Origin of the sequence: Demequina litoralis (genome assembly GCF_030418455.1) — a bacterium.
GTDB lineage: Bacteria > Actinomycetota > Actinomycetes > Actinomycetales > Demequinaceae > Demequina > Demequina litoralis.
This window is the reverse complement of the sequence record NZ_JAUHPW010000008.1, coordinates 116,971-139,708: the sequence shown is the minus strand read 5'-3', so window position 1 is coordinate 139,708 and position 22,738 is coordinate 116,971. Positions and strand designations below refer to the sequence as shown.

General features: G+C 72.2%; 22 protein-coding genes and 1 tRNA gene. 14 read left to right on the top strand and 9 right to left on the bottom strand.

What is annotated here, in order from left to right; all coding sequences use genetic code 11:
- Positions 1-20: 20 nt before the first annotated feature.
- The 3 genes from QQX09_RS11165 to QQX09_RS11155 form a co-directional block, all read right to left on the bottom strand.
- Positions 21-93: transfer RNA gene (locus QQX09_RS11165), tRNA-Lys, on the bottom strand.
- Positions 94-172: 79 nt separating this feature from the next.
- Complete coding sequence (locus tag QQX09_RS11160) at positions 173-754, bottom strand: VanZ family protein (RefSeq protein WP_301134680.1); 582 nt, start codon at positions 752-754, stop codon at positions 173-175.
- Between the two features lie 91 nt (positions 755-845).
- Positions 846-1,754 carry a phosphotransferase gene (locus tag QQX09_RS11155; RefSeq protein WP_301134678.1) on the bottom strand — a complete coding sequence of 303 codons (909 nt, stop codon included), beginning with the start codon at positions 1,752-1,754 and terminating at the stop codon, positions 846-848.
- A 140-nt stretch (positions 1,755-1,894) separates the two neighbouring features.
- Between QQX09_RS11155 and QQX09_RS11150 the strand changes: the two genes are divergently transcribed.
- On the top strand, positions 1,895-2,110 hold the full coding sequence (locus QQX09_RS11150; RefSeq protein ID WP_301134676.1) for a hypothetical protein: 216 nt from the start codon (positions 1,895-1,897) through the stop codon (positions 2,108-2,110).
- Between the two features lie 8 nt (positions 2,111-2,118).
- On the opposite strand, the gene QQX09_RS11145 is transcribed toward QQX09_RS11150, so the two are convergent.
- The 3 genes from QQX09_RS11145 to QQX09_RS11135 all read right to left on the bottom strand — a co-directional run bounded on the left by QQX09_RS11145 (position 2,119) and on the right by QQX09_RS11135 (position 3,593).
- Positions 2,119-2,433: an AzlD domain-containing protein gene (locus QQX09_RS11145; RefSeq protein ID WP_301134675.1), complete on the bottom strand. Its 315-nt coding sequence runs from the start codon at positions 2,431-2,433 to the stop codon at positions 2,119-2,121.
- Complete coding sequence (locus tag QQX09_RS11140; RefSeq protein WP_301134674.1) at positions 2,430-3,194, bottom strand: AzlC family ABC transporter permease; 765 nt, start codon at positions 3,192-3,194, stop codon at positions 2,430-2,432. The genes QQX09_RS11145 and QQX09_RS11140 overlap by 4 nt, the downstream gene beginning before the upstream one ends.
- Positions 3,195-3,305: 111 nt before the next feature.
- Positions 3,306-3,593, bottom strand: a complete 288-nt coding sequence (locus tag QQX09_RS11135) for a DUF1540 domain-containing protein (protein ID WP_301134672.1) — start codon at positions 3,591-3,593, stop codon at positions 3,306-3,308.
- A 541-nt stretch (positions 3,594-4,134) separates the two neighbouring features.
- Between QQX09_RS11135 and msrB the strand changes: the two genes are divergently transcribed.
- Together msrB and QQX09_RS11125 are read left to right on the top strand one after the other, a co-directional pair.
- On the top strand, positions 4,135-4,545 hold the full coding sequence (msrB, locus tag QQX09_RS11130) for a peptide-methionine (R)-S-oxide reductase MsrB (protein WP_301134670.1): 411 nt from the start codon (positions 4,135-4,137) through the stop codon (positions 4,543-4,545).
- The gene (locus QQX09_RS11125; protein WP_301134668.1) at positions 4,545-5,174 is read left to right on the top strand and encodes a hypothetical protein; all 630 of its coding nucleotides are present in this window, start codon (positions 4,545-4,547) and stop codon (positions 5,172-5,174) included. Before msrB ends, QQX09_RS11125 begins: the two co-directional genes overlap by 1 nt.
- Before the next feature lie 593 nt (positions 5,175-5,767).
- Here the strand turns inward: QQX09_RS11125 and QQX09_RS11120 are convergent.
- Both QQX09_RS11120 and QQX09_RS11115 read right to left on the bottom strand, forming a co-directional pair.
- The gene (locus QQX09_RS11120; RefSeq protein ID WP_301134666.1) at positions 5,768-6,739 is read right to left on the bottom strand and encodes an NUDIX hydrolase; all 972 of its coding nucleotides are present in this window, start codon (positions 6,737-6,739) and stop codon (positions 5,768-5,770) included.
- Entirely contained in the window at positions 6,736-8,985 is a 2,250-nt protein-coding gene (locus tag QQX09_RS11115; RefSeq protein ID WP_301134664.1) for an RNA degradosome polyphosphate kinase, read from the bottom strand. Before QQX09_RS11115 ends, QQX09_RS11120 begins: the two co-directional genes overlap by 4 nt.
- Before the next feature lie 110 nt (positions 8,986-9,095).
- Here QQX09_RS11115 and QQX09_RS11110 point away from each other — a divergent pair, with 110 nt between their 5' ends.
- From QQX09_RS11110 to QQX09_RS11100, 3 genes are read left to right on the top strand one after another with little or no spacing between them, the layout of a single operon-like run.
- Positions 9,096-9,554 carry a GbsR/MarR family transcriptional regulator gene (locus tag QQX09_RS11110; RefSeq protein WP_301134719.1) on the top strand — a complete coding sequence of 153 codons (459 nt, stop codon included), beginning with the start codon at positions 9,096-9,098 and terminating at the stop codon, positions 9,552-9,554.
- Complete coding sequence (locus QQX09_RS11105; RefSeq protein ID WP_301134662.1) at positions 9,551-10,510, top strand: ABC transporter ATP-binding protein; 960 nt, start codon at positions 9,551-9,553, stop codon at positions 10,508-10,510. Before QQX09_RS11110 ends, QQX09_RS11105 begins: the two co-directional genes overlap by 4 nt.
- Positions 10,510-12,165 carry a DUF2705 family protein gene (locus QQX09_RS11100; RefSeq protein ID WP_301134717.1) on the top strand — a complete coding sequence of 552 codons (1,656 nt, stop codon included), beginning with the start codon at positions 10,510-10,512 and terminating at the stop codon, positions 12,163-12,165. Before QQX09_RS11105 ends, QQX09_RS11100 begins: the two co-directional genes overlap by 1 nt.
- A gap of 86 nt (positions 12,166-12,251) precedes the next feature.
- On the opposite strand, the gene QQX09_RS11095 is transcribed toward QQX09_RS11100, so the two are convergent.
- Positions 12,252-12,719, bottom strand: coding sequence for a GNAT family N-acetyltransferase (locus tag QQX09_RS11095; RefSeq protein WP_301134660.1), 468 nt, complete (start codon positions 12,717-12,719; stop codon positions 12,252-12,254).
- Positions 12,720-12,873: 154 nt separating this feature from the next.
- On the opposite strand from QQX09_RS11095, the gene QQX09_RS11090 reads away from it, so the two are divergent.
- From QQX09_RS11090 to QQX09_RS11055, 8 genes are all read left to right on the top strand, one after another.
- A complete protein-coding gene (locus QQX09_RS11090) occupies positions 12,874-13,911 on the top strand; it encodes an ABC transporter permease (protein WP_301134658.1) in 1,038 nt (345 codons plus the stop codon).
- Positions 13,911-14,717 (top strand): ABC transporter ATP-binding protein, encoded by an 807-nt coding sequence (locus tag QQX09_RS11085; RefSeq protein ID WP_301134656.1) that lies wholly within the window; start codon positions 13,911-13,913, stop codon positions 14,715-14,717. Before QQX09_RS11090 ends, QQX09_RS11085 begins: the two co-directional genes overlap by 1 nt.
- A 1-nt stretch (position 14,718) precedes the next feature.
- Complete coding sequence (locus QQX09_RS11080) at positions 14,719-15,576, top strand: ABC transporter ATP-binding protein (protein WP_301134654.1); 858 nt, start codon at positions 14,719-14,721, stop codon at positions 15,574-15,576.
- A gap of 109 nt (positions 15,577-15,685) precedes the next feature.
- Positions 15,686-16,543 (top strand): phosphatase PAP2 family protein, encoded by an 858-nt coding sequence (locus tag QQX09_RS11075; protein WP_301134652.1) that lies wholly within the window; start codon positions 15,686-15,688, stop codon positions 16,541-16,543.
- Positions 16,544-17,119: 576 nt separating this feature from the next.
- Positions 17,120-18,787 (top strand): ABC transporter substrate-binding protein, encoded by a 1,668-nt coding sequence (locus tag QQX09_RS11070; RefSeq protein WP_301134650.1) that lies wholly within the window; start codon positions 17,120-17,122, stop codon positions 18,785-18,787.
- An 87-nt stretch (positions 18,788-18,874) separates the two neighbouring features.
- On the top strand, positions 18,875-19,963 hold the full coding sequence (locus QQX09_RS11065) for an ABC transporter permease (protein ID WP_301134648.1): 1,089 nt from the start codon (positions 18,875-18,877) through the stop codon (positions 19,961-19,963).
- Between the two features lies 1 nt (position 19,964).
- Positions 19,965-20,996 (top strand): ABC transporter permease, encoded by a 1,032-nt coding sequence (locus QQX09_RS11060; protein ID WP_301134645.1) that lies wholly within the window; start codon positions 19,965-19,967, stop codon positions 20,994-20,996.
- Positions 20,993-22,672 (top strand): dipeptide ABC transporter ATP-binding protein, encoded by a 1,680-nt coding sequence (locus QQX09_RS11055; RefSeq protein WP_301134643.1) that lies wholly within the window; start codon positions 20,993-20,995, stop codon positions 22,670-22,672. Before QQX09_RS11060 ends, QQX09_RS11055 begins: the two co-directional genes overlap by 4 nt.
- The last annotated feature ends 66 nt before the right edge of the window (positions 22,673-22,738 follow it).

Here is a 22,738-nt window from a genome sequence, read left to right as displayed (position 1 = left end):
GCCGCGCGCCTCTCCCGGAGTGGGCCCCGTGGGGCTCGAACCCACGACCTACGGATTAAAAGTCCGCTGCTCTACCGACTGAGCTAGAGGCCCGCCCCCCATGCTAGCGGCGGCCTTCCGGCCGGCCCGACGCCGGCCCGACGCCGGCCCGACGTCGACCCGACGCCCAGCCCTACGCCTCCGAACGCGCCCCGCGCCCCCGCCTGGACGAGGGGTCCCCGGCCCCGAGCGCCAGCACCAGCGCCGCCGCGAGCGCCCCCAGGAAGGCGCCGGAGGTGTTGAGGATGATGTCGTCGACGTCGGCGACCCGCCCCAGCAGGTACTGGGTCGCCTCGATGCACGCGGACAGCGCGAACCCCAGCGCGGTGCCCGTCAGCACCCGCAGCACCAGCCCCGAGCGGGTGAGCAGCGCCGCCACGGTCCCGAACGGGATGAAGAGCACGATGTTGCCGACGAGGTTCAGCCACGGCTCGCGCGCGCCCGTCTCGAGCGCGCGCTGGATCTCCTGACCGGGCGTGAGGTTGACGCCGCCGGTGCCGCCCGTGTGCGTCACCACCGTCAGCCCGATCGTGAGCCAGCCGATCACCGCGAGGCACGTGAGCATCGCGACCCACAGCGCGGTCCGCCGCCCGTGCCCGAACAGCGACCCGAGCCCCCACGCGATCACCACGAGCACCGCGCCGGCGAGCGCGATCGGCAGCGCGCCGTGGGTGCCGAACACGTCGAGCGTGTCCAGCGCGGCGGGCACGGGCATGGTTCCTCCTGGGTGACGCGGGGTCAACGCCCGAGCGTACGTGCCCGTGCCCGGTCGCGGCGCACCGGATGGCACGCGGGACGATGCGCGGTCACTGCAGCACCGCCAGCTCGCCGAAGCCCCGCCACGCCATCGCGACGTTGAGCGGCCGGTCGAGCACCGCCCAGGACGCGCACTTCGCCACCGCGATGCCGCGCATTCGGGCCTCCAGGCCGGGATCCTCGCAGCCGGACGCCGCGCGGTAGGCGGCCACCGCATCGTCCACCCCGGCGGCCGGCATGGCCGTGTAGAGGAAGGACAGGTCGACGGCCCGCTCGCAGCCGGCCATCTTGCCCCAGTCGATGATGCCCGCGAAGTCCCCGGCGACGCCGAGCAGGTTGGAGCCGTGCGGGTCGGCGTGCGACCACACCACCTCGGTGGGGGCGGGTGCCTCGAGCGCCTCGACCCACAGCTCGCGCAGCGCGCCCCGGTCGAGCCGCTCGCCGGCGGGCCCCTCCGCGTCGACCAGCAGCCCGAGCGCCCAGTCGAGGTTGTCCTCGCGCTCGACGAGCGTGATCGACTGCTCCGGGTTGAACCACGCGTCCTCATGCGCGGGGCTGTGCACCTGCGCGAACGCCCGCCCCAGCGCGGCGCCCGCGCTCGCGGCGAGCGGAGAGGCGTCGGCGGTCTCGCCGGGCAGCCACGAGACGACGGCCCACGGCCACGGGTACCCGTCCTGGGCGACGCCGCTCGCGACCACGCGCGGGTGGGGGAACGTCCAGTCCGCGCCGAGCGACCCGAGCAGGCGCGACTCCCGCGCGAGCGGCCCCACCGCCTCCTCGACGCGCGGCAGCCTCAGCCCCAGCTCGTCGCCGAGCCGGTACACGACCATGTCCCAGCCGTCGAAGCGCTCGCCGATCTCGAGGTGCGCGAGACCCGGCAGCTGCCGGTCCACCAGCGCGCGTGCCAGCGCCCGCGAGATCGCGGGGTGCGCGGGCGGCGGACCGGAGTCGCGGATCACGGCGCCAGGCCCGCGTCGATGCAGGTCATGCGCGCGACGCTACCAGCGCGCGGCCGCCGTTGCGGGGGACGATGCGCGGGCGCGCAGGCGGGGGAGGCCGGCGACGGCCGTTGTCGGAGGGCGGCGCTATCTTCTGTCGCATGATCGACGTCGAGCTGCTCGAGAGGATGCGCGCCGCGGCCCACCGCGCGGCGCTGGACGTGGTGGACGATGCGGCGGTCGCCGAGGCCGTCGCGCAGGACGTGGTGGCGCGGCTCATCGGCCGCGGCATCGCGGACCTGATCGACCCTGTGGCGCACGCGGCCGCGGAGGGTGCCGCGATGGCGCGACCACGGAGCTCCGGCGCGGCGGCCTGACGGCACCGTCACAGACCGGCGAGCAGCAGCGCGGCGAACGCGGCGGCGCCGGCGGCCATGGTCCAGCCGGACGAGCGCTTCCACAGCGCGACGCCCACCGCGACGATCGCCGCGAGGTGCCACGCGCCGAAGGGCCGCCATTCGCCCTCGTCGAGCAGCAGCGAGTTCGCCACGATCGCCGCCAGCGCGGCGGGACCGACGAGCCGCAGGGACCGCTCGACGCGCTCGGGCAGGCGCCGCTCGCCGCCGAACATCACGATCCCGGACACGCGGATCGCGTAGGTGCCGATCGCGGCCGCGAGGAAGATCAGGAAGGTCCTCATTCGCCCGCCCCCGCATCGTGCGCGAGGCCGTCGTCGGTGTCGGGATGGCGTCCGCGATCCGGCACGAACGAGCCGACGGTGATGCCGGCGAGCGCGCCCGCGAGGACGTTGAGGCCGTAGGGGAGGCCGTGCGCCGCGAGGACCACCACGGTCGCGACGCCCACCGCCGTGAGCGCCGGCGCCCCGTGCAGCCCGGGCACCATGACCGCGAGGAACATCAGCGGCACGATGAAGCCGATCTGCCACGCCTCCGGGATGACCGGCCCGAGCGCGATGCCCGCCGCGCCGCCGACGCACCAGATCGCGACGAACGGCAGCGCCCCGCCGACGATGAACCAGCGACGGCGGACCGGGTCCGGCCAATCGTCGCGATGCTGGAGCGCGACGACGGCGGCCTGGTCCGTCATGAGGTGCGCGAGGCCGAGCTTCCACCGTCGTGGGAAGGCCGCGAACACCGGCGCGAGGGCCGCGGAGTAGAGCGCGAAGCGCGCGTTGATGACGAGCGCGGTGATGACCGCGATCGCGGCGGGCGCGCCGGTGCGGATCGCCTCGACGATCGCGATCTGGCTCGCGCCGGCCACCACCGAGAACGAGGCGAAGTTGCCCACCCACGGGTTGATGCCGGCGATGTTGACGAGCGCGCCGAACGCGAGCCCGAACAGCGCCGAGCCGGGCATGAGCGGCGCGATCGCCTTGAGGCCGGCCCAGGCGTCCGCCCGCTGGAGCGGGGCGATGCCGAGGGGCGGGCGGGGGAGGGTCACGCTGGCGAGTCTCTCACCCGCGTGTGACGCCGGTGTGACGGGACGATGCGCGGACGCGCCACGGCCCCGGCGGCACCTGGGTTCCAGGGCGGCCGGGGCCGGGGTGACGGGTCAGACGCGCGCGGCGTACGTGAGGCAGTCGGCGACGTCGGTGCTCCCGCCCACGGCGATCGAGTCCGCGGTGCACATGAGGTCCTCGTTGTGCTTGCAGTCCTCGAGCGAGCAGGCGCCCACGGCGGCGGTCGCATCGGCGCCGCCCTTGTGCTCGGTGTCGACGAACGTGTTGCAGGCGGCGTGGGCGCCGACCGAGATGGCTCCGGCGTGGCAGCCGTCGTGGTTGTAGCCGCACGAGGCGACGGAGCAGGACGAGACGATGGGGAGTCCGATCGAGACGGGCATGGTGGCCTCCTGGAAGCGTGGCCGCGGCGGCGGCTCAGGGACGTGACAATCGCCAATATACGCGCGCTTTCGGCGATTTCAAGCCGAATCGAATTATGCGCTGGAGGCATTATCGAATTGGCCACCGATTACATTCCGAGGGCGTTTCGATAATCGAATTCCGTGCGCGCCGACGCGCGTAATTGCCGAGCGATGCGCGCCGGCTCGCGGGGCGCCACGAGCGCGGTAGCGGGCGCAGCGGCCGGTGCGTCGGCCGCCGTGGAGGCTCCCGGGCGTGCCGCGCATCGTCCAGACACCCGTCAAGAAAGTTCGGGCGTGCGGGAACAAAACCGCTCGTCCCGACGTCTCTATCCATGTACCCATCACGGCGGAGTCGCCGCAAGGGACGCCCAGGTGAGATCGCGTGGCGTCCGACCTCCTCCCCCCCTCGGAGGTCGGGCGCCTCGCGTCTTCCTTCGGGCATGGCCGGCGGCGACGAGCACGGTGCGCGATTCGGGAGCGCGCCGCGCGCGTACGCTTGCCTGGGAAGGAGCCGACCCCCATGAGCCCCAACAAGATCGTCAAGACCGACGCCGAGTGGCGCGCCCAGCTCACCGAGTTCGAGTTCGAGGTGCTGCGCAACGCCGCCACCGAGCGCCCGTGGACCGGCGAGCACATCGACGAGAAGCGCGACGGTGTGTTCCGGTGCCGCGCCTGCTACGCGCAGATCTTCGTGTCCGGCACCAAGTTCGACTCGCACTGCGGTTGGCCGAGCTTCTACGACGCCGACCCCGAGGCCGTGACCCTCCACGAGGACCTGACGCATGGCATGGTCCGCACCGAGGTGCGCTGCGCCTCGTGCGAGTCGCACCTGGGCCACGTGTTCCCCGACGCCCCGCAGACGCCCACCGGCGACCGGTACTGCATCAACTCCGTGTCGCTCGTGTTCGTCGAGGACGGCGAGCAGGCGTAGTGGTCGAGCCGCGCTTCCGCCGTCCCGCCATGCTCGACATGGAGATGGCCGACCAGATCGAGGGGGACATCGACCCCGCCGACCGCGGCCTCATCGCGCACGAGACGGCGCTCGCTATCGTGTCGCAGGCGCGCGAGTCGCAGGACCCGGAGCTGGTCGAGCGGCTCATCCGCCTGGTCGACGAGGAGGGCATCGACACCGTCGCGATGATGTGGTCGAAGGCAGGCGAGCACACGCTGCCCGGCGCGCTGTGGCGCATCTACATGATCCGGGAATGGGTCAAGCACGACGCCGCCTCGGTCGCACGCTCCTACCACCATGGCGTCCACGCGGCCCACGTGCGGCACGCGATCGCCGGCGTCGAGGACCCGCCCGGCCCCGACGAGGTGCGCACGCTCGCCGATGCGGTGCTGTCAGGCGTGTTCTCCGGCGACCTCGCGGTCGCGCTCGAGCGCGCCGGGGCGTTCTGCCGCGTGGTCGCCACGGGCGCCGCGTTCGAGGCGCAGACCGACGAGGGCCACGCCGACCGCCGCGCGCACCGCACCACGATGCGCGCGTCGCAGCTCCTGCGCACCGGCGAGGACCTCGAGCGCTGCGCCGCGATGTGGCGCGAGGGCCGGCTGGACTAGCCGCCTCCGGGCAGCCTTCCACGCACGTGAGGCACCCCTCCACCGGGGATGACGCATGTGAACGGGCACATGGCTGGATCGCGCCGGAATCGCGTCGTCCGGTGTGGAGGAGTGCCCACCGGATGGGGCTGTTCGCGCTCCGCGAGAAGGGTCGAGAGGTACGTTGCGGCCTCCTTCATCGGGCGTATGGTGGTCATGACGTCGGACCGCGGTAGCCCCGGGCTCCAACATCAGCCGCCTCGAGCGGCCTTCGCGCCGACTGGCGCTCCCGGTCCGACGTCTTCACCCCTCGACGCGATCGCCGGGAGTCGCGCGCCAGGCGATGCACGTCGCGTGCGCGTGTTTCAAGGATCGCTAGAACAGCCCTCCCGGGATGCGGTGCGCACACACGAGGTGACGGGCGCGGGGCGACCTGTTCAAGGGATTCCTGAAGTACGCACACTCGGGGTACGTCGCGGCGCGTGGGTTGGGTGTTCCCGGCCGCCGCGCCCGCGCGCCTCGCCGCCGCGCCCGCGCGCCTCGCCGCCGCGCCCGCGCGCCTCGCCGCCGCGCAGACCCGCCCGCGCCCGCGCGAGCCGCGTACACCCTCCGCGTCACACGTGGACGCGGAGCAGGTGCGTCTCGACCGCGATCACCACGGGCCCGGACTCCCAGTCCGCGACGTGGGCGACCAGCACGCCGCCCGCGGGCAGGTACGGGTTCTTCCGCGGCAGCGCGCCCCGGGTGTAGGGGCGCACCGTGGCGCGCAGCATCTCGACGATGGTCGGCAGCGTGGGCCGGTGCACGCATACCGCGCGGGGCGACTTCTTCCGCAGCAGCCGGCTGAACGTCTTCGCCGTGTCGAGGGGGCGCTCCGCGTGGCCCGGCTCGGTGAGCGCATCGTGCGTGCGCACGTCGATCCCGAGCGTCGCCGCGTACGGCGCGACCGTGTCGGCGCAGCGTCGCGCGGGGGAGGACTCGACCTTGCGCACCCCGAAGGCCGCGAGCAGCGGCACCAGCTCGGCCGCGCGCCGCTGCCCGCTCTTGGTGAGCGGGCGCAGCAGGTCCGAGCGGTGCCACGCGGCGCGGCGCTTCGCGCGCGCGTGGCGCACGATGACGAACGGCCGTGTGTCGAGCCGATCGGCGGCGTACGCGTCGACGAGCGCGTCCAGCGGCCGCAGGTCGTCGGGGAAGGTGATGAGCTTGTGCGCCTCGGCGACGGACAGCCAGCGGAGCCGGTCGATCTCGTGCTTCGACGCGCTCTTGAAGGTGGGCCGGCCGCGCACGGCCTGCGACGTGGGCGACATCACCTCGGCCGCCCAGTACTTCACCACCTTCTGCTTCTCCCCGATGGGGTAGCGGATGGTCGGCAGCGGCTGGCCGAGCACCACCTGCTTGCCCGTCTCCTCGGCGACCTCGCGCACCGCGCACTCGGCGAGGGACTCGCCGGGATCGAGCTTGCCCTTGGGCCACGACCAGTCGTTGTAGCGCGGGCGATGGACCGCCAGCACCTGGAGCTCGCCCTCGCGGACGCGCCACACCAGGGCACCGGCGGCCACGACGGTGCCCGCGGGGTGGTGGCTCACTTGCCCTTGGCCCTCCGCTTGGGCTGCCGGCGGATGTATGTCTCCTGGAGGTCCTTGAGGCGCGCGCCCTCGCCATCGGTCACGCCGTGGCTCCAGCTGCCGTCCTCGTGCAGCTCCCAGCCGGCCACGCGGTCGCTCATCGCCATGTCGATGTTCTCGATGAGGTTCGCGGCCTGCTGCGGGTCCGTCACCGTGATGAGCGCCTCGATGCGGCGGTCGAGGTTGCGGTGCATGAGGTCCGCCGAGCCGATGTACACCTCGGGCGTGCCGTCGTTGGCGAAGCCGTAGATGCGCGAGTGCTCGAGGAAGCGGCCCAGGATGGACCGCACCCGGATGTTCTCCGAGAAGCCGGGCACGCCGGGCCGCAGCGCGCAGATGCCGCGCACGTTGACGTCGACCTTCACGCCCGCGCGCGAGGCCTCGTAGAGCGCGTCGATCACCTTCTCGTCGACGATCGAGTTGACCTTGATCTTGACCCACGCCTCCTTGCCCGCGGCGGCGTGGCGTGCCTCGTTCTGGATCCGCTCGATGAGCCCCGAGCGCACGCTGTTCGGCGCGACGAGCAGGCGGCGGAACTTGGCCTTGGGTGCGTAGCCCGACAGCTGGTTGAACAGCTTGGTGAGGTCCGCGCCCACGTCCGAGTCCTTGGTGAGGAGGCCGTAGTCCTCGTACAGGCGCGCGGTCTTGGGGTGGTAGTTGCCCGTGCCGATGTGGCTGTAGCGCTGGAGGCCGTCCTCCTCCTGGCGCACCACGAGCGACAGCTTGCAGTGCGTCTTGAGGCCCACGAGGCCGTAGACCACGTGGACGCCCGCCTGCTCGAGCTTGCGGGCCCACGAGATGTTGCGCTTCTCGTCGAAGCGCGCCTTGATCTCGACGAGGGCGAGGACCTGCTTGCCCGCGTGGGCGGCCTCGATGAGGGCGTCGACGATGGGCGAGTCGCCCGAGGTGCGGTACAGCGTCTGCTTGATCGCGAGCACCTTGGGGTCCGCGGCGGCCTGCGCGAGGAAGGCCTGGACCGAGGTGGAGAACGAGTCGTACGGGTGGTGGAGCAGCACGTCGCCGCGCGTGATGGCGTCGAAGACGTTCTGCTCGTCCGCGGTCTCGACGGGGGCGAGCTTGTGGTGCGTGGTGGGCCGGAACGGCGCGAACTGGATCGCGGGCCGGTCGAGGTCCGCGATGACGTTGAGGCCGGTGAGGTCCAGCGGCGCGGGCAGGTGGAACACGTCGTTGTCGGTGATGCCGAGCTCGCGGACCAGGAGCTCGCGGATCTTGAGCGGCAGGTCGTCCGCGACCTCGAGGCGCACGGCCGGGCCGAAGCGGCGGCGCAGCAGCTCCTTCTCCATCGCCTTGAGGAGGTTCTCGGCGTCGTCCTCCTCGACCTCGACGTCCTCGTTGCGGGTGACGCGGAACGTGAAGTGCGCGACCACCTCCATGCCGGGGAAGAGGTAGTCGAGGTGGGCGCCGATGACGTCCTCGAGAGGCACGAAGCTGCGCGGCTCGTCCGAGAGGGACGATGCGTCGGTCACCTGGCCCACGTGGCCGGCCGCGTCGACGGAGAGGAAGCGCGGCAGCGTCTCCGGCACCTTGACCCTCGCGAAGTAGTCCTTGCCGGTGTCGGGGTCGCGGACCTCGACGGCGAGGTTGAGCGACAGGCCCGAGATGTACGGGAACGGGTGCGCGGGGTCGACCGCGAGCGGCGTCAGCACGGGGAAGATGTCCGAGCGGAACAGCTTGCGCAGCCGCTCCTGCTCGGGGTCCTCGAGGTCGGAGTAGCGCACCAGCTGGATGCCCTCGTTGGCGAGCGCGGGACGCACCTGGTCCTCGAACGTCTCGGCGTGGCGGTCCATGAGCTCGTGCGCGCGCTCGGTGATCGCCTCGATCTGGCGGGTCGCGCTCATGCCGGTCGCGGACGGCACCGCGAAGCCCGCGGCGATGCGGCGCTTGAGGCCCGCGACGCGGACCATGAAGAACTCGTCCAGGTTCGACGCGAAGATCGCGAGGAAGCGCGCGCGCTCCAGCAGCGGCGTCTGCGGGTCCTCGGCCATCTCGAGGACGCGCTCGTTGAACGCGAGCCACGACAGCTCGCGGTCGAGGTAGCGGTCGTCGGGCAGCGGCGAGGGCGTCTCGTCCTCCTCGAACTCGACGGTCGGCACCGGGTAGGTCTCCTCCGACTCCACGGTCGGGGCCGCACCCTCGGCGGGCGGCGCCGCGGGGGTCGCGTCGTTGATGTCGAGGCTCTCAGGCATGGGGCCATGCTTCCACGCACCGCTGACCCCCGCCACCCCCACGATCGCCCGGCCGCCGCATCGGCGCCTTGCATGTTTCATTGACTTCAGGCAATACTGAAAACGTGCCGATGGACGATGCGCAGCACCAGTACGTGGACAAGGTCGCGACCTTCTTCACGCTGTTCGGCTCCGCACGCGCGTGGGCGGAGATCCTCGGCTGGCTGATGATCTGCGAGCCTGCCGAGCGGACCCAGGCCGAGATCGCCGAGGACCTGGGCCTCAGCGCGGGCACCGTGTCGACGCAGCTGCGCGCGCATGTGCAGCTCGGGATGGTCGAGCAGGTGCGCGTGCGGGGCGACCGTACGCAGCGCTACCGCCTGCGTCCCGGCGCCTGGTACGCGGTCATGGCCTCCGAGCTGGAGCGCATCCGCGCGCTCGGCGACCTCGCCCGCGCCGGCGACGGCGTGCTTCCCCGGGACCGACCCGAACGGGTCACGGAGCTTGGCGACCTCGCCGACTTCTTCGCGCGTGAATGGCCTCCGCTCATGGAGCGCATGACGGCAGAGCTTGAGAAGGGATCAGCATGACCACCACCCCCGCCATCGAGACCGTGGGTCTCACCAAGCGCTTCGGCGACTTCACCGCGGTGCAGGACGTGTCGCTGCAGATCGGCCCGGGGGAGATCTTCGGCTTCCTGGGCCCCAACGGCGCAGGCAAGTCGACCACGATCCGCTGCCTCCTCGACCTCATCCGCCCCTCGGAGGGCGAGTGCCGCATCGCGGGGCTCGACTCGCGCAAGGACGCGGTCGAGATCCGCCGCCACCTCGGCTTCCTGCCCTCGGACCTCGCCCTCTACCCGAACCTCACCGGCCGCGAGACGCTCGAGTTCCTCGCGAACCTGCGCGGCGGGGTCGACTGGGCGTGGGTGGACGCGCTCGCGGACCGCTTCGACGCGGACCTCGTCAAGAAGGTCGGCGAGCTGTCCTCGGGCAACCGGCAGAAGGTGGGCCTCATCCAGGCCTTCATGAACCGCCCCGAGGTGGTCGTGCTCGACGAGCCCATCACGGGTCTCGACCCGCTGGTCCAGCTCGAGTTCCACACCCTCATGCGCGAGCACGTCTCCGAGGGCAACACGGTGTTCCTGTCGAGCCACACGCTGTCCGAGGTCGAGCGCGTCGCGGACCGCGTGGGCTTCATCCGCCGCGGCCACCTCATCGCGGTCGAGCGCATGAGCGAGCTCCTCGACAAGGCGCTGCGCCGCGTCACCCTCGAGTTCGCGCAGCCGATCCCCGCCTCGGCCTTCGAGGGCGTCGAGGGCGTCCACAGCGTCGAGGCCGACGGTGCGACCGTGACCGCCCAGTACGAGGGATCGATGGGCCCGCTGCTGCGCGCCGCGACCGCGCACGACGTCGTCTCGCTCGAGTCCTCCTCCGTCGACCTCGACGAGATCTTCCTCGAGTTCTACCGCGACGAGGTGACCGAGGCCGAGGCCGGCGAGGCGCCCGAGCCCGCCGCCGCATCGTCCTCCGCGGAGCGTGCGTGATGCTGCAGACCCTCTACCTCAAGACGGTCAGGGACCGCTGGCTGGGGGCGCTCATCGGCGTCGCGTCGCTGTGGCTCGTCGCGGTCTTCGGCATGTGGGCGTACGCCGGCATCGGGGACGATGCGGTGGCCTTCTTCGACGAGATGCCCGAGTTCTACTCGTCCCTCATCGGGATCAGCGGGGACGCGGGCGTCACCGGCCTCATGATGTCGATGATGTTCAACTTCCTGGGCCCGTTCGTGGTCGCGGGCATCGCGATCTCGATGGGGGCCGCGGCCATCGCGGGCGAGGAGCGCGACGGCACGATGAACGTGCTCACCACCGCGCCGCGCTCGCGCTCGCGCCTGTTCGCGTCGAAGTCGCTCGCGATCTTCACCATCGCGCTTGCCGTCAACGCGCTCGCCTGGGCCGGCTACCTCGGCATCACGCTGATGTTCGACGAGCCGACGGCGGGCGTGAACGTGGGCGCCGCGACGCTCCACGTCCTCGTCGTGTCGATGCTCTACGGCGCGATCGCGCTCGCGATCGGCGCCGCCACGGGGCAGCAGCAGCTCGCCTCCGGCATCGCGACCGCGTACCTCGTGGTGTCGTTCCTCGCGTCCGGCCTGCTGCCGATGTTCCAGGGCTGGGAGGACTGGGCCAAGATCTTCCCCTGGCACTACATCAACGCGTCCGCGCCGCTCACCAACGGCGTCGACTGGGGCCAGATGGGGGTGCTGCTCGCGATCACCGCGGCGCTGGTGCTGTTCGGCTGGGCCGCGCTGGTCCGCCGCGACCTGCGCTCGGGCGAGGGACGCCTGCCGCTCGTCGCGCGCCTGCAGGAGGACGAGCGCGTCGCCAAGGTGCTCGGCCTGCTCCAGGGCTCGTCGAGCACGCGCGGCATGGTGGGGATGGCGCTGAGCGACTCGCGCGCGCTGGTCACCATCGCCGGCGGCGGGATGTTCTTCATGATGACCGTGATGGGGCCGCTGTTCAACGCGGTCTCGGACTTCGTGGGCGAGTTCGCGTCCGCGTTCCCGGACTCGATCATGGCGATGGTGGGCTTCGCCGACTACTCGCGTCCCGAGGGCTGGTACCACGGCGAAGGACTGTCGATCCTGGCGCCCGTCGCCATCGCCGTGCCCGCCATCGCGGCCGGCGCGGCGCTCGCGCGCGAGGAGCAGCGCCGCACCATCTCGGTGCTGCTCACGTCGCCCGTGGCGCGCACGACCGTCGCGTGGCGTCGGGCGTTCGCGATGGTCGTCGTGTCCGTCGCGGTGTCCGCGCTGACCGTGGCCGGCATCGCGCTCGGCAACTGGATCGGCTCCCTCGGCATGGACTACGCGCACATCTTCGCCACCGGGATCCTGCTGAGCGGGCTTGGCACGGTGCTCGGCGCGGCGTCCTTCGCCGCCGGCGCGTTCACGGGCGTGCCGCGCATCGCGATCGGTGCCGGCACGGGCGTCACGATCATCGGCTGGGCGCTCACGGCCTTCGCCGCGGTGAACGATGCGCTCGAGCCGCTCGCGCACGTCTCGCCGTTCTACTACGTCACGTGGGAGTTCCCGCTCGACAACGGCCTCTACTGGTACCAGCCGGTGGTGCTGTTCGGGGCGACCGCGGTGCTCCTCGCGCTCGGCGTCTCGGGCTACCGGGCCCGCGACCTCAAGGGCTGACCGCCTCGATTCCCAATGAAGTGTGTGACGCGTGTGACTGCGTGTGACGGGCGGGCTTGCCCGCCCCGTCCCATGCGTCACACGTGTCATGGGGAGTCGATGGCGAGCGTATAGAAGCGCGAGTGGGGGTCCTCGGTGTAGCTGCCGAAGGGCCCGCACGGCGTGAAGCCGGCGCGCTCGTAGAGACGATGCGCGGCCGCGAAGTACGCCTCGGTGCCCGTCTCGAGGCTCACCCGGGTGCAGCCGCGCGAGCGTGCCGCCTCGATGAGCGCCCCCAGCACGGCGGCGGCGACCCCCGCACCTCGATGCGCGTGCGCGGTGCGCATCGACTTCACCTCCGCGTGGCCGTCGCCCAGCTCGGCGAGCGCGCCCACGCCCATGAGCCCTCCCTCGTCCGCGCGTGCGGTGAGGAACGTGACGTGCGTCGCGCGCAGCCGCTCGACGTCGAGCGCGTGCACGGACTCGGCGGGCGAGGTCGCGTGCATGTCGGCGAGGTGCTCGGTCAGGAGGGCGACCACGTCGGGGACGGCCGGGTCGGCCACGGAGATCTGCATGCACGCATCGTGCCACCCTGCGCGCTGGCGTCGACACGGGCGGCCGCCCGCGCCATGCTGACAGGTGAGGGACCTGGGGTGGCGCGGCGGTGCGGAGGATGCGCTACTTTTTCCCTAGGTGGAGAATAAGCATCCATCGAGAAGGGTGACCCCGATGAAGGCGATGATCCTCAAGGAGTTCCGCGAGCTCCGCCGCGACCGGCGCACGATGGCGATGCTGATCGTCCTGCCGATCGTGCTGCTCACGATCTTCGGCTACGCGGCCAACTTCACGGTCGACTCGATCCCCACGCGCGTGATCGGGCCCGGCGCCGAGCAGGTCGCGGCCAACGCGCCCGACCTCCTCGACATCGGCGAGGTGGACACGGACGCGACGACGGACGATGCGCTCACCTGGATGCAGGACAACGACACCGAGGTCGTGATCGACACCACGACGCAGCCGCCGACCGCCTACATCGACGGCGCGAGCCTCTTCACCGCGCAGAGCGCCTCCGCGGCCTTCGGCCGCATGGGCGACCAGGTGCAGGTCGACATCCTCTACAACCCGGACCTCGACACCTCGTGGGTGATGGTGCCCGCGCTCATCGGCCTCATCCTCACGTTCATCGGCACGATCATCACGTCGATCGGGCTGGTGAAGGAGCGCCAGACCGGCACGCTCGAGCAGCTCGCGGTCATGCCTCTCAAGCCCGCCGACGTCATCGTCGGCAAGATCGCGCCGTACTTCCTGCTGGCGTCCTTCGACATGCTCGTGGTCACGCTGTTGGGCGTGTGGATATTCGACGTCCCGTTCAACGGCAGCCCGTGGCTCTTCGCGCTGGGCGCGGGCATCTTCCTCTTCGTCGTGCTCGGGCTCGGCGTGCTCATCTCGACCGCGTCCCAGACGCAGGCGCAGGCGATCCAGCTCGCGATCATGATGCTGCTGCCGCAGATCCTGCTGTCGGGCTTCATCTTCCCGCTCGACGCGATGCCCACCGCGATCGCCGCGATCGGCCGTTGCCTCCCGCTCACCTACTTCGTGGAGATCGCGCAGGGCATCTTCCTGCGCGGCGCGGGCCTCGAGGCGCTGTGGCTGCCCTACCTCGTGCTCACCGGCATGGCGCTGCTGGTCTTCTCCGCCGCGGTGCTGCGCTTCCGCCGCGACCTCGCGCCGGCCGCCCACCACCGGGCGAAGGCGAAGGCGGCGTGATGAGCGGCTGGGGCGCCACGGGCCTCACGGTCGAGCGCGGCGGGCACACGTCGCTCGCCGACGTGTCGGTGACCGTCGAGCCGGGCGAGATCGTCGCGGTCGTGGGCGGCGACGGCGCCGGCAAGACCACGCTGCTGCGCACGCTCGCCGGCGCGATCCGCCCCGCCGCGGGCGAGGTCAGCGCGCCGCCGCTCGAGCGCATCGGCTTCATGCCCACGGCCGCAGGGGTGTGGCGCGACCTCTCCGTCGACGAGAACATCGCCTTCGTCGCGGCCGCCCACGGCCTCGCGGGCGCCGAGCTCGAGGAGCGTCGCGCCGCGCTGCTCCGGGGTGCGGGCCTCGAGGGTGCGACCACCCGGCTCGCGCGCAACCTCTCGGGCGGCATGCGACAGAAGCTCGCCTTCTCCCTCGCGATGCTGCACCGCCCGGACCTGCTCATCCTCGACGAGCCCTCCACGGGCGTCGACCCCGTGAGCCGCGTCGACCTGTGGCGCATGGTCTCGCTCGCCGCGTCGCAGGGCGCGGCCGTCGTCATGGCGACCACGTACCTCGACGAGGCCGAGCGGGCTCACCGCGTGCTCGTCCTCAACGGCGGCTCCGTGCTGCTCGACGGCACCCCCGCCGAGGTGCTCGACGGCGTCCCGGGACACGTCGTCGAGGCCGATGCGCCGGGCGACCCCGCACGCACATGGCGCCGCGGCCGCCGCTACCGGGTGTGGTCGCCCGAGGACCCGCCGACCGGCGCTGCGCGCGTCTCCGACATCGAGGACGCCGTGGTCGCCGCGGCCATCGCGAAGGGGGCCTGACGTGGCCGAGCCTCTCATCAGCGCGAGCGGTGTCACCCGCCGCTTCGGCGACTTCACGGCGGTCGACGACGTGTCGCTCACCGTCGGCCCGGGGGAGATCGTGGGCCTGCTCGGCGCCAACGGCGCCGGCAAGACCACGCTGATCCGCATGATCCTCGGCCTGCTGCCGCCCACCGACGGCGACCTCGCGCTGTTCGGGAGCGCGCCGTCGCGCGAGGGCCGCGCGCGGCTCGGCTACGTGCCGCAGGGCCTGGGCCTATGGGACGACCTCACGGTCGCGGAGAACCTCGCCTTCGTGGACGAGGCGTTCGCGTCCCGCGCCACCGCGGTGCCCGAGGCCCTGGCCGGATCCCGCGCCCGCCTCGTCGGGGGCATCGGCCTCGGCCGCCAGCGCCAGCTCGCCTTCGCCGCGGCGCTCGGCCACGGCCCCGAGCTGCTCGTGCTCGACGAGCCCACGTCGGGCGTGGACCCGCTGTCCCGCGCGCGCCTGTGGGACACGGTCCACGAGAGCGCGGACGCGGGGGTAGGCGTGCTGGTCACGACGCACTACATGCAGGAGGCCGAGCAGTGCGACCGGCTCGTGCTGATGTCGCAGGGCGTCGCGGTGGCGTCCGGTCAGCTCGCGGACATCGTGGGCGGCACCACCGCGCTCGCGGTCCGCACCGACCGGTGGCAGGATGCCTTCGCCGCGCTCGACGATGCGGGGGTCCTGGTGATGCTCGCCGGCACCCACGTGCGCGCGGTCGATGCCGACGAGGACCACGTGCGGGCCGCGCTCGGCGGCCTCGCGGCGGCCCTCGAGCCGGTCACGCCGACGCTCGAGGAGGCGATGGTGGCGCGCGAGCGTTCCGCGGGCTGAGCCGGCGGACGCGCCGGGCCGGGCGCATCGTCCGAGGGTCGCGGACGCTTCCGCGCGGGCGGCGCGCGCCGCATCGTCCCGGCGCGGCTCCGTGCCTAGGGTGGTCCGCATGACCCACCGGATGCGCGCGAGCGACGTCGCCCTGGCCCTGTGGCCGGCGGTGATCCTGGTCGCGCTCGGGGCCGTCGGCTTCTCCGTGGTGCTCGACTGGGTGACCGAGCGCGAGGACCTGTGGCGCCTGGACGAGCCGCTGCTGGAGTGGCTCGCGGGCGGCCGCACCGAGGGCCTCACCACGTTCCTCACGGGCGTGACGAACCTGTTCGGGCCCGTGTTCCTGCCGATCGTGGTCGCCGTGATCGCGCTGCTGTGGTGGCGGGTCACGCGGTCGTGGTGGGAGCCTGCGCTGCTGGTCGGCGCGATGGTGCTGTCGACCGTGCTGTCCGTCACGCTCAAGCTCGCGGTGGGCCGGACGCGCCCCGCGGCGGACCTCATGAGCATCCCCGGTGCCGAGACGTCGGGCTCGTTCCCGTCGGGTCACACCATCGGCGCCACCACGCTCGTGCTGGTGGTCGGCTACCTGCTGTGGCACGAGGACGCCGAGGCGTCGTGGGCGCTCGCGGGGTGGACCATCGCCTCGCTCGCGGTGATCGTGCTCGTCGGGGCGAGCCGCCTCTACCTGGGCTACCACTTCCTCACCGACGTGCTCGCGGGGGCGTGCGTCGCCGTCGCTGTCCTCGGCGTGGTGGCCGGCCTGGAACGCTGGCACGACCTGTCGCTCGAGCGCCGCGACCCGCCCGAGCGCCCGGCGCCGCTGGGCGAGGCGGCGGACGAGGACCTCGCCTGGGCGCGCGCCGCGGTGGACGATGCGACGGCGGGCGTCGACCTGGACGGACCCGGGTCCGACGGGGCGGCGGATGGCGCCGGAGACCAGGGCGGCGGCGGCGGTTCGGGGCCCTCGCGGGCCTGAAGACGAAGGTGCCCCGGGGGGACGGCTGCGCTGGGGGGCACCGCGGCCGTCCGCTCCCGGGGACGTCTTCGGCGAGAGGGGCGGTGATCCGGCCCGTCGCCGGACTTCAGTGTAGGGGCACGACGGGGCTCCGGCAACGAGATTCGCGCGGATTTTGGCCGTCTTCACGACTTTTTCTCTAATTGGGAGCGGCTCCATCGTTTCGCTGGGCGTACGTCGTTTGGGAGCGGTCACAGACGGGTGGGTCGGCGGGCGCTCCCGGGGGCGCTCCCGGGAGCGGGGCGGTGGCCGGCGCGTCTCGCCTCTCGGACGCCCCGAGGGCCTGCACTGGGCGACTTGTCCGGGGTCGCGAGGCTTCCTGCCACGATGCGCGCGCGGCCGTCTCACGATGTGGGAAGGGGTGCCGGCCGACCGTAACGATTCGGTCACGCCATGCGGGATGCCGATGGCCAAATGTTGCAGGGGTGTAAACAAAGCCCGGCATCCGGCTCCGCGTGTGGCACTGCGTGCTAGGAATTCATCCCACGGTCGCCGCGTCCTCTCGCGGCGCCGATGGACCCTAGGAAGGAAGTACCTATGCCGTACCCGTCCAACCTCCGTCGCACGGCCCTCGCGGCCGGCATCGCGGCCTCCGCGCTCACGCTCGCCGCGTGCTCGGGCGGCGACTCCGAGTCGGACTCCAGCGCGAGCGCCGACGGCGGCTCGTCGATGAGCGAGTCGATCATCGTCGGCACCACGGACAAGATCACCACGATCGACCCGGCCGGCTCGTACGACAACGGCTCGTTCGCGGTGATGAACCAGGTCTTCCCGTTCCTCGTCAACACGCCGTACGGCAGCCCGGACGTCGAGCCCGACATCGCGGAGTCCGCGGAGTTCACCGCGCCGACCGAGTACACCGTGGTCCTCAAGCCGGGCCTCACCTTCGCCAACGGCAACGACCTGACCTCCTCGGACGTGAAGTTCACGTTCGATCGCATGATGGCGATCTTCGAGTCCGGCGCCGACGACGGCAACGGCCCCGGCTCGCTGCTCTACAACCTCGACAGCGTCGAGGCCGTGGACGACGTCACCGTGGTCTTCCACCTCAAGTCGGAGAACGACCAGGTCTTCCCGCAGATCCTGTCGAGCCCCGCGGGCCCGATCGTCGACGAGGACGTCTTCGCCGCCGACGCGCTCACGCCCGACGCCGACATCGTCGCGGGCAACGCCTTCGCCGGTCAGTACGTCATCACCGACTACGACCAGAACAACCTCGTCAGCTACGAGGCGAACGCGGACTACATGGGTCTGCTCGGCGCGGCCAAGACGCAGTACGTCGACGTGAAGTACTACGCCGAGGAGTCGAACCTCAAGCTCGACGTCCAGCAGGGCAACATCGACGTCGCGTTCCGCTCGCTGTCGGCCACCGACATCGCGGACCTCCGCGAGGACGAGAACGTCAACGTCATCGACGGCCCCGGCGGCGAGATCCGCTACATCGTGTTCAACTTCGACACGATGCCCTACGGCGCCACCACCGCCGAGGCCGACGCCGCGAAGTCCCTGGCCGTGCGCCAGGCCGTCGCGGACATCGTCGACCGTGCCGAGATCTCGGAGCAGGTCTACCGCGGCACCTTCACCCCGCTGTACTCCTACGTCCCGGCGGGCCTGACCGGCGCGACCGAGTCCCTCAAGGAGCTCTACGGCGACGGCGCGGGTGCCCCGGACGTCGACAAGGCGGCCGCGACGCTCGAGGAGGCCGGCGTCTCGACCCCGGTCGAGCTGAGCCTGCAGTACAACCCCGACCACTACGGCTCGGGCTCGGCCGACGAGTACGCGCTCGTCAAGGACCAGCTCGAGGCCAGCGGCCTGTTCACCGTCGACCTCCAGTCGACCGAGTGGGTCCAGTACGCGAAGGACCGCACCTCGGACGTGTACCCGGCCTACCAGCTCGGCTGGTTCCCGGACTACTCGGACGCCGACAACTACCTCACGCCGTTCTTCCTCACGGAGAACTTCCTGGGCAACCACTACTCGAACCCGGCCGTCGACGAGCTGATCCTCGCGCAGGCCACCGAGACCGACGCGGACGCCCGCGCCGGCCTCATCGAGGACATCCAGGACACCGTGGCCGCCGACCTGTCGACCCTGCCGCTGCTGCAGGGCGCCCAGGTCGCGGTGACCGGCACGGACGTGTCGGGCGCCGAGGACACCCTCGACGCCTCGTTCAAGTTCCGCTACGCCGCCCTCTCGAAGGGCTGATCCAGACGGCGTGGGGGGCCTGCGGGCCCCCCACGCCCGTCTGCGTCTTGCTTCACCACGGCCGCGAGCGGCCAGTCAGGACCACGCATGACCACCACGTCGGAAGCCCCGACGACCCGGGCGGGCGCACCGCGCGCCTGGGCCAAGAAGCCCGGGGGCTCCCTCGGCCGCTACATCGCGGTGCGCGCCCTCCTCATCATCCCCACCGTGTTCATCCTCGTGACCACGGTGTTCGTGCTCATGAGGGCGACGGGCGACCCCATCACCGCCGCGCAGGGCGGCCGCCTCCCGGCGGACCAGCTCGCCGAGCGGATCCACGAGGCCGGTTACGACCGCCCGATCCTCGTGCAGTACCTCGACTACCTCGGCGGCATCCTCACCGGCGACTTCGGCACGACGCTGTCCGACCGCCGCCCCGTGACCGAGGTCATCGTCACCTTCGGCGCCGCCACCCTCGAGCTCGCGTTCTACGCGCTCATCGTCGCGTTCCTCGTCGGCATCCCGCTGGGCCGCCTCGCCGCCTTCCACCGCGACCGCTGGCCCGACGCCCTCTTCCGCGTCGGCGCGATCCTCGCCTACGCGACCCCCGTCTTCTTCGCGGGCCTGCTGCTCAAGCTCGTCTTCTCGGTGTGGCTCGACGTGCTGCCCGTCGCCGGGCGCGCGTCCACACGGACGGAGCTCACGCTGTCGCGCCAGGACGGCGCCACCGGCATCTACCTCATCGACGCGTTCAAGACCGGCGATCCGGCCGTCATCGGCGACGTGCTCGCACACGCGGTGCTGCCGGCCCTCGCGCTCGGCATGCTGACCGCCGGCGTCTTCCTCCGCGTGGTGCGCACCAACGTCATCTCGACGTTCGGCGCCGGCTACGTCGATGCGGCCCGCTCCCGCGGCGTCGCCGAGCGCCGCCTCCTGCGCAAGCACGCGTACCGGCCGGCGCTCATCCCCATCGTCACCGTCGTGGGCCTCCAGATCGCCCTGCTGCTCGCGGGCGCGGTGCTCACGGAGAGCACGTTCGAGTGGAAGGGGCTGGGCTTCCAGCTCGCGCAGTACCTCCAGGCCCGCGACTTCGTCGCCGTCCAGGGCATCGTCGCGGTGCTCGCGGTCATCGTCGCCCTCACGAACTTCATCGTGGACATCATCGCCGCGCTCATCGACCCGAGGGTGAGGTACTGACGTGGCCGCCACCGCATCGTCCCCCCGCGCGTCCCGCTGGACGCGCCTTCCTGTCCTCGCGCAGCTGCGCCAGAGCGTGGGCCTCCAGCGCGGCATGCTCGTCACCGGCCTCGTGCTCACGGCGATCTTCGTGCTCACCGCGATCCTCGCGCCCGCGCTCGCCCCCTACGGCTTCTCGCAGCTACGCGGGCACGACGGGGCGTTCGGCGCGCAGCAGCCGCCGTCCGCCGAGCACTGGCTCGGCACCACGCAGGGCGGCTACGACGTGCTGTCGCGCCTCATCTGGGGCTCGCGCACCGCGTTGCTCGTCATCATCGTCGCCGTCGTCGCGTCGATCCTCGTCGGTGTGACGCTGGGCCTGATCTCCGGCTACTTCGGCGGCTGGCTGGACCGCACGCTCGTCGTCATCGCGGACGCGATCTACGCGTTCCCGTCGCTGCTGCTCGCGATCGTCCTCGCGATCGTGATCTCGGGAGGCCAGTCGAGCATGTGGGGCGGCATCCTCGCCGCCGCGCTGTCGATCACGGTGATCTTCATCCCGCAGTACCTGCGCGTCACGCGCGCCGAGGTGATCCGCATCAAGTCGGAGGCCTTCGTCGAGTCGGCGCGGGTGATCGGCGCGGGCCACGCGCGCATCATGGTCCGCCACGTGCTGCGCAACTCCACGCGCACGCTGCCGCTCATCCTCACGCTCAACGCGTCGGAGGCGATCCTCACGCTCGCCGGCCTGGGCTTCCTGGGCTTCGGCATCGAGCCGACCGCGGCCGCCGAGTGGGGCTACGACCTCAACAAGGCCGTGTCCGACGTCACCTCCGGGATCTGGTGGACCTCGGTGTTCCCCGGCACGGCCATTGTGCTCGTGGTGCTCGGCCTCACGCTCGTGGGCGAGAGCCTCAACGACCTCGCCGACCCGCGCCTGCGCAAGCGGGCCGCGGGAGCCGAGCCCGTCGAGGACCTCGGCGTCGACGTGGGCCCCGACGAGGACCCGGCGACGGCAGCCACCCCCGAGACGACCAAGGAGGCGGCGCTGTGAGCGACCTCGTCGAGATCCGCGACCTCGCGGTCACCTTCGCCACCGATGCGGGCCCGGTGCGCGCCGTCGACGGCGTGAGCCTCGCGGTGCACCCGGGCGAGGTGCTCGCCATCGTGGGCGAGTCCGGCTCGGGCAAGACCGTGACCGCCAAGTCCATCCTCGGGCTGCTGCCCGAGACCGCGACCGTGCGCGGCGCCGTGGTGCTGCGCAACAAGGACGGCGGCGAGGCGGACGTCGCGCAGCTGTCAGGCTCCCGCCTGCGCCAGGTGCGCGGCCGCGATGCCGCGATGGTGTTCCAGGAGCCGTCGACCGCGCTCAACCCGGTCTTCACCGTGGGCTGGCAGATCGCCGAGGGCCTGCGTGCGCACGGCCGGATGTCGAAGAAGGAGGCCCGCGCGCAGGCGATCGACATCATGCGCCGCGTCGGGATCCCCGACCCAGAGACCCGCGTCGACCACTACCCGCACCAGTTCTCGGGCGGGCAGAAGCAGCGCATCGTGATCGCGCAGGCGCTCGCGCTCGACCCCGGCGTCATCGTCGCGGACGAGCCGACCACCGCGCTCGACGTCACCGTCCAGGCCGAGATCCTCGACCTGCTGCGCCGCTGCCGCGACGAGTTCGGCGCCGCGGTGGTGCTCATCACCCACAACATGGGCGTGGTGGCGGACCTCGCGGACCGCGTCGCCGTGATGTACCAGGGCGAGCTCGTCGAGCAGGCGCCGGTGCGGGAGCTCTTCGAGTCGCCGCGCGAGGCCTACACGCAGCAGCTCCTGGCCGCGGTGCCGCGCATCGGCGAGGGCCTGGCCCGCGCCGAGGTGCGTGCCGCCCGCCGGCCCGAGGGGTGGGACGAGCAGGAGCCCGTCGTGTCCGCGACGGACCTGCGCATCGTCTACCCGGGCCGCTTCCGCCAGCCCGACTTCGTCGCGGTCGACGAGGTGTCCTTCTCCATCAAGCCCGGCGAGGTGCTGGGCCTGGTGGGCGAGTCCGGCTCGGGCAAGACCACGATCGGCCGCGCGATGGCGGGCCTCACCCGCGTGAGCGGCGGCTCGCTGTCCGTGCTCGGGGTGGAGATGAACGGGGCGCGCGAGCGTCGCATCCGCCCCATCCGCAGCCGCGTGGGCTTCGTGTTCCAGGACCCGGCGACCAGCTTCAACCCGCTGCTCACCATCGCCCAGTGCGTGGCCGAGCCGCTCGTGGTGCACGGCCGCGCCGAGTCCGCCGAGGACGCGCGCGGCCGGGTCGACGAGCTGCTCGAGGCGGTCCAGCTGCCGCGGTCCTACGGCGACCGCTTCCCGCACGAGCTCTCGGGCGGCCAGCGCCAGCGCGCCTCGCTCGCGCGGGCGCTCGCGCTCGACCCCGAGCTGCTCATCGCCGACGAGCCCACCTCCGCGCTCGACGTGTCCGTCCAGGCGCGTGTGCTCGACCTGTTCGACGAGCTCCACCGCGAGCTCGGCTTCGCGGCGCTGTTCATCAGCCACGACCTCGCGGTGGTGGACATGCTCGCGGACCGCATCGCGGTGCTGCACCGGGGGCGCCTGGTGGAGGAGGGGACCGGCGCCGAGGTGCTCGGGAACCCCCAGGACCCGTACACCCGCAGGCTGCTCGCGTCGTTGCCCGTGCCGGACCCGGTCGAGCAGGCCGAGCGCCGCGCGCGTTGGGAGGCGGAGGCGTCCTAGGATTCCGCGGCGGCGGCGGCGGCGGCGGCGGTGGCGGCGCTGGCGGCGGCTGGCGTGTCGCGTGGC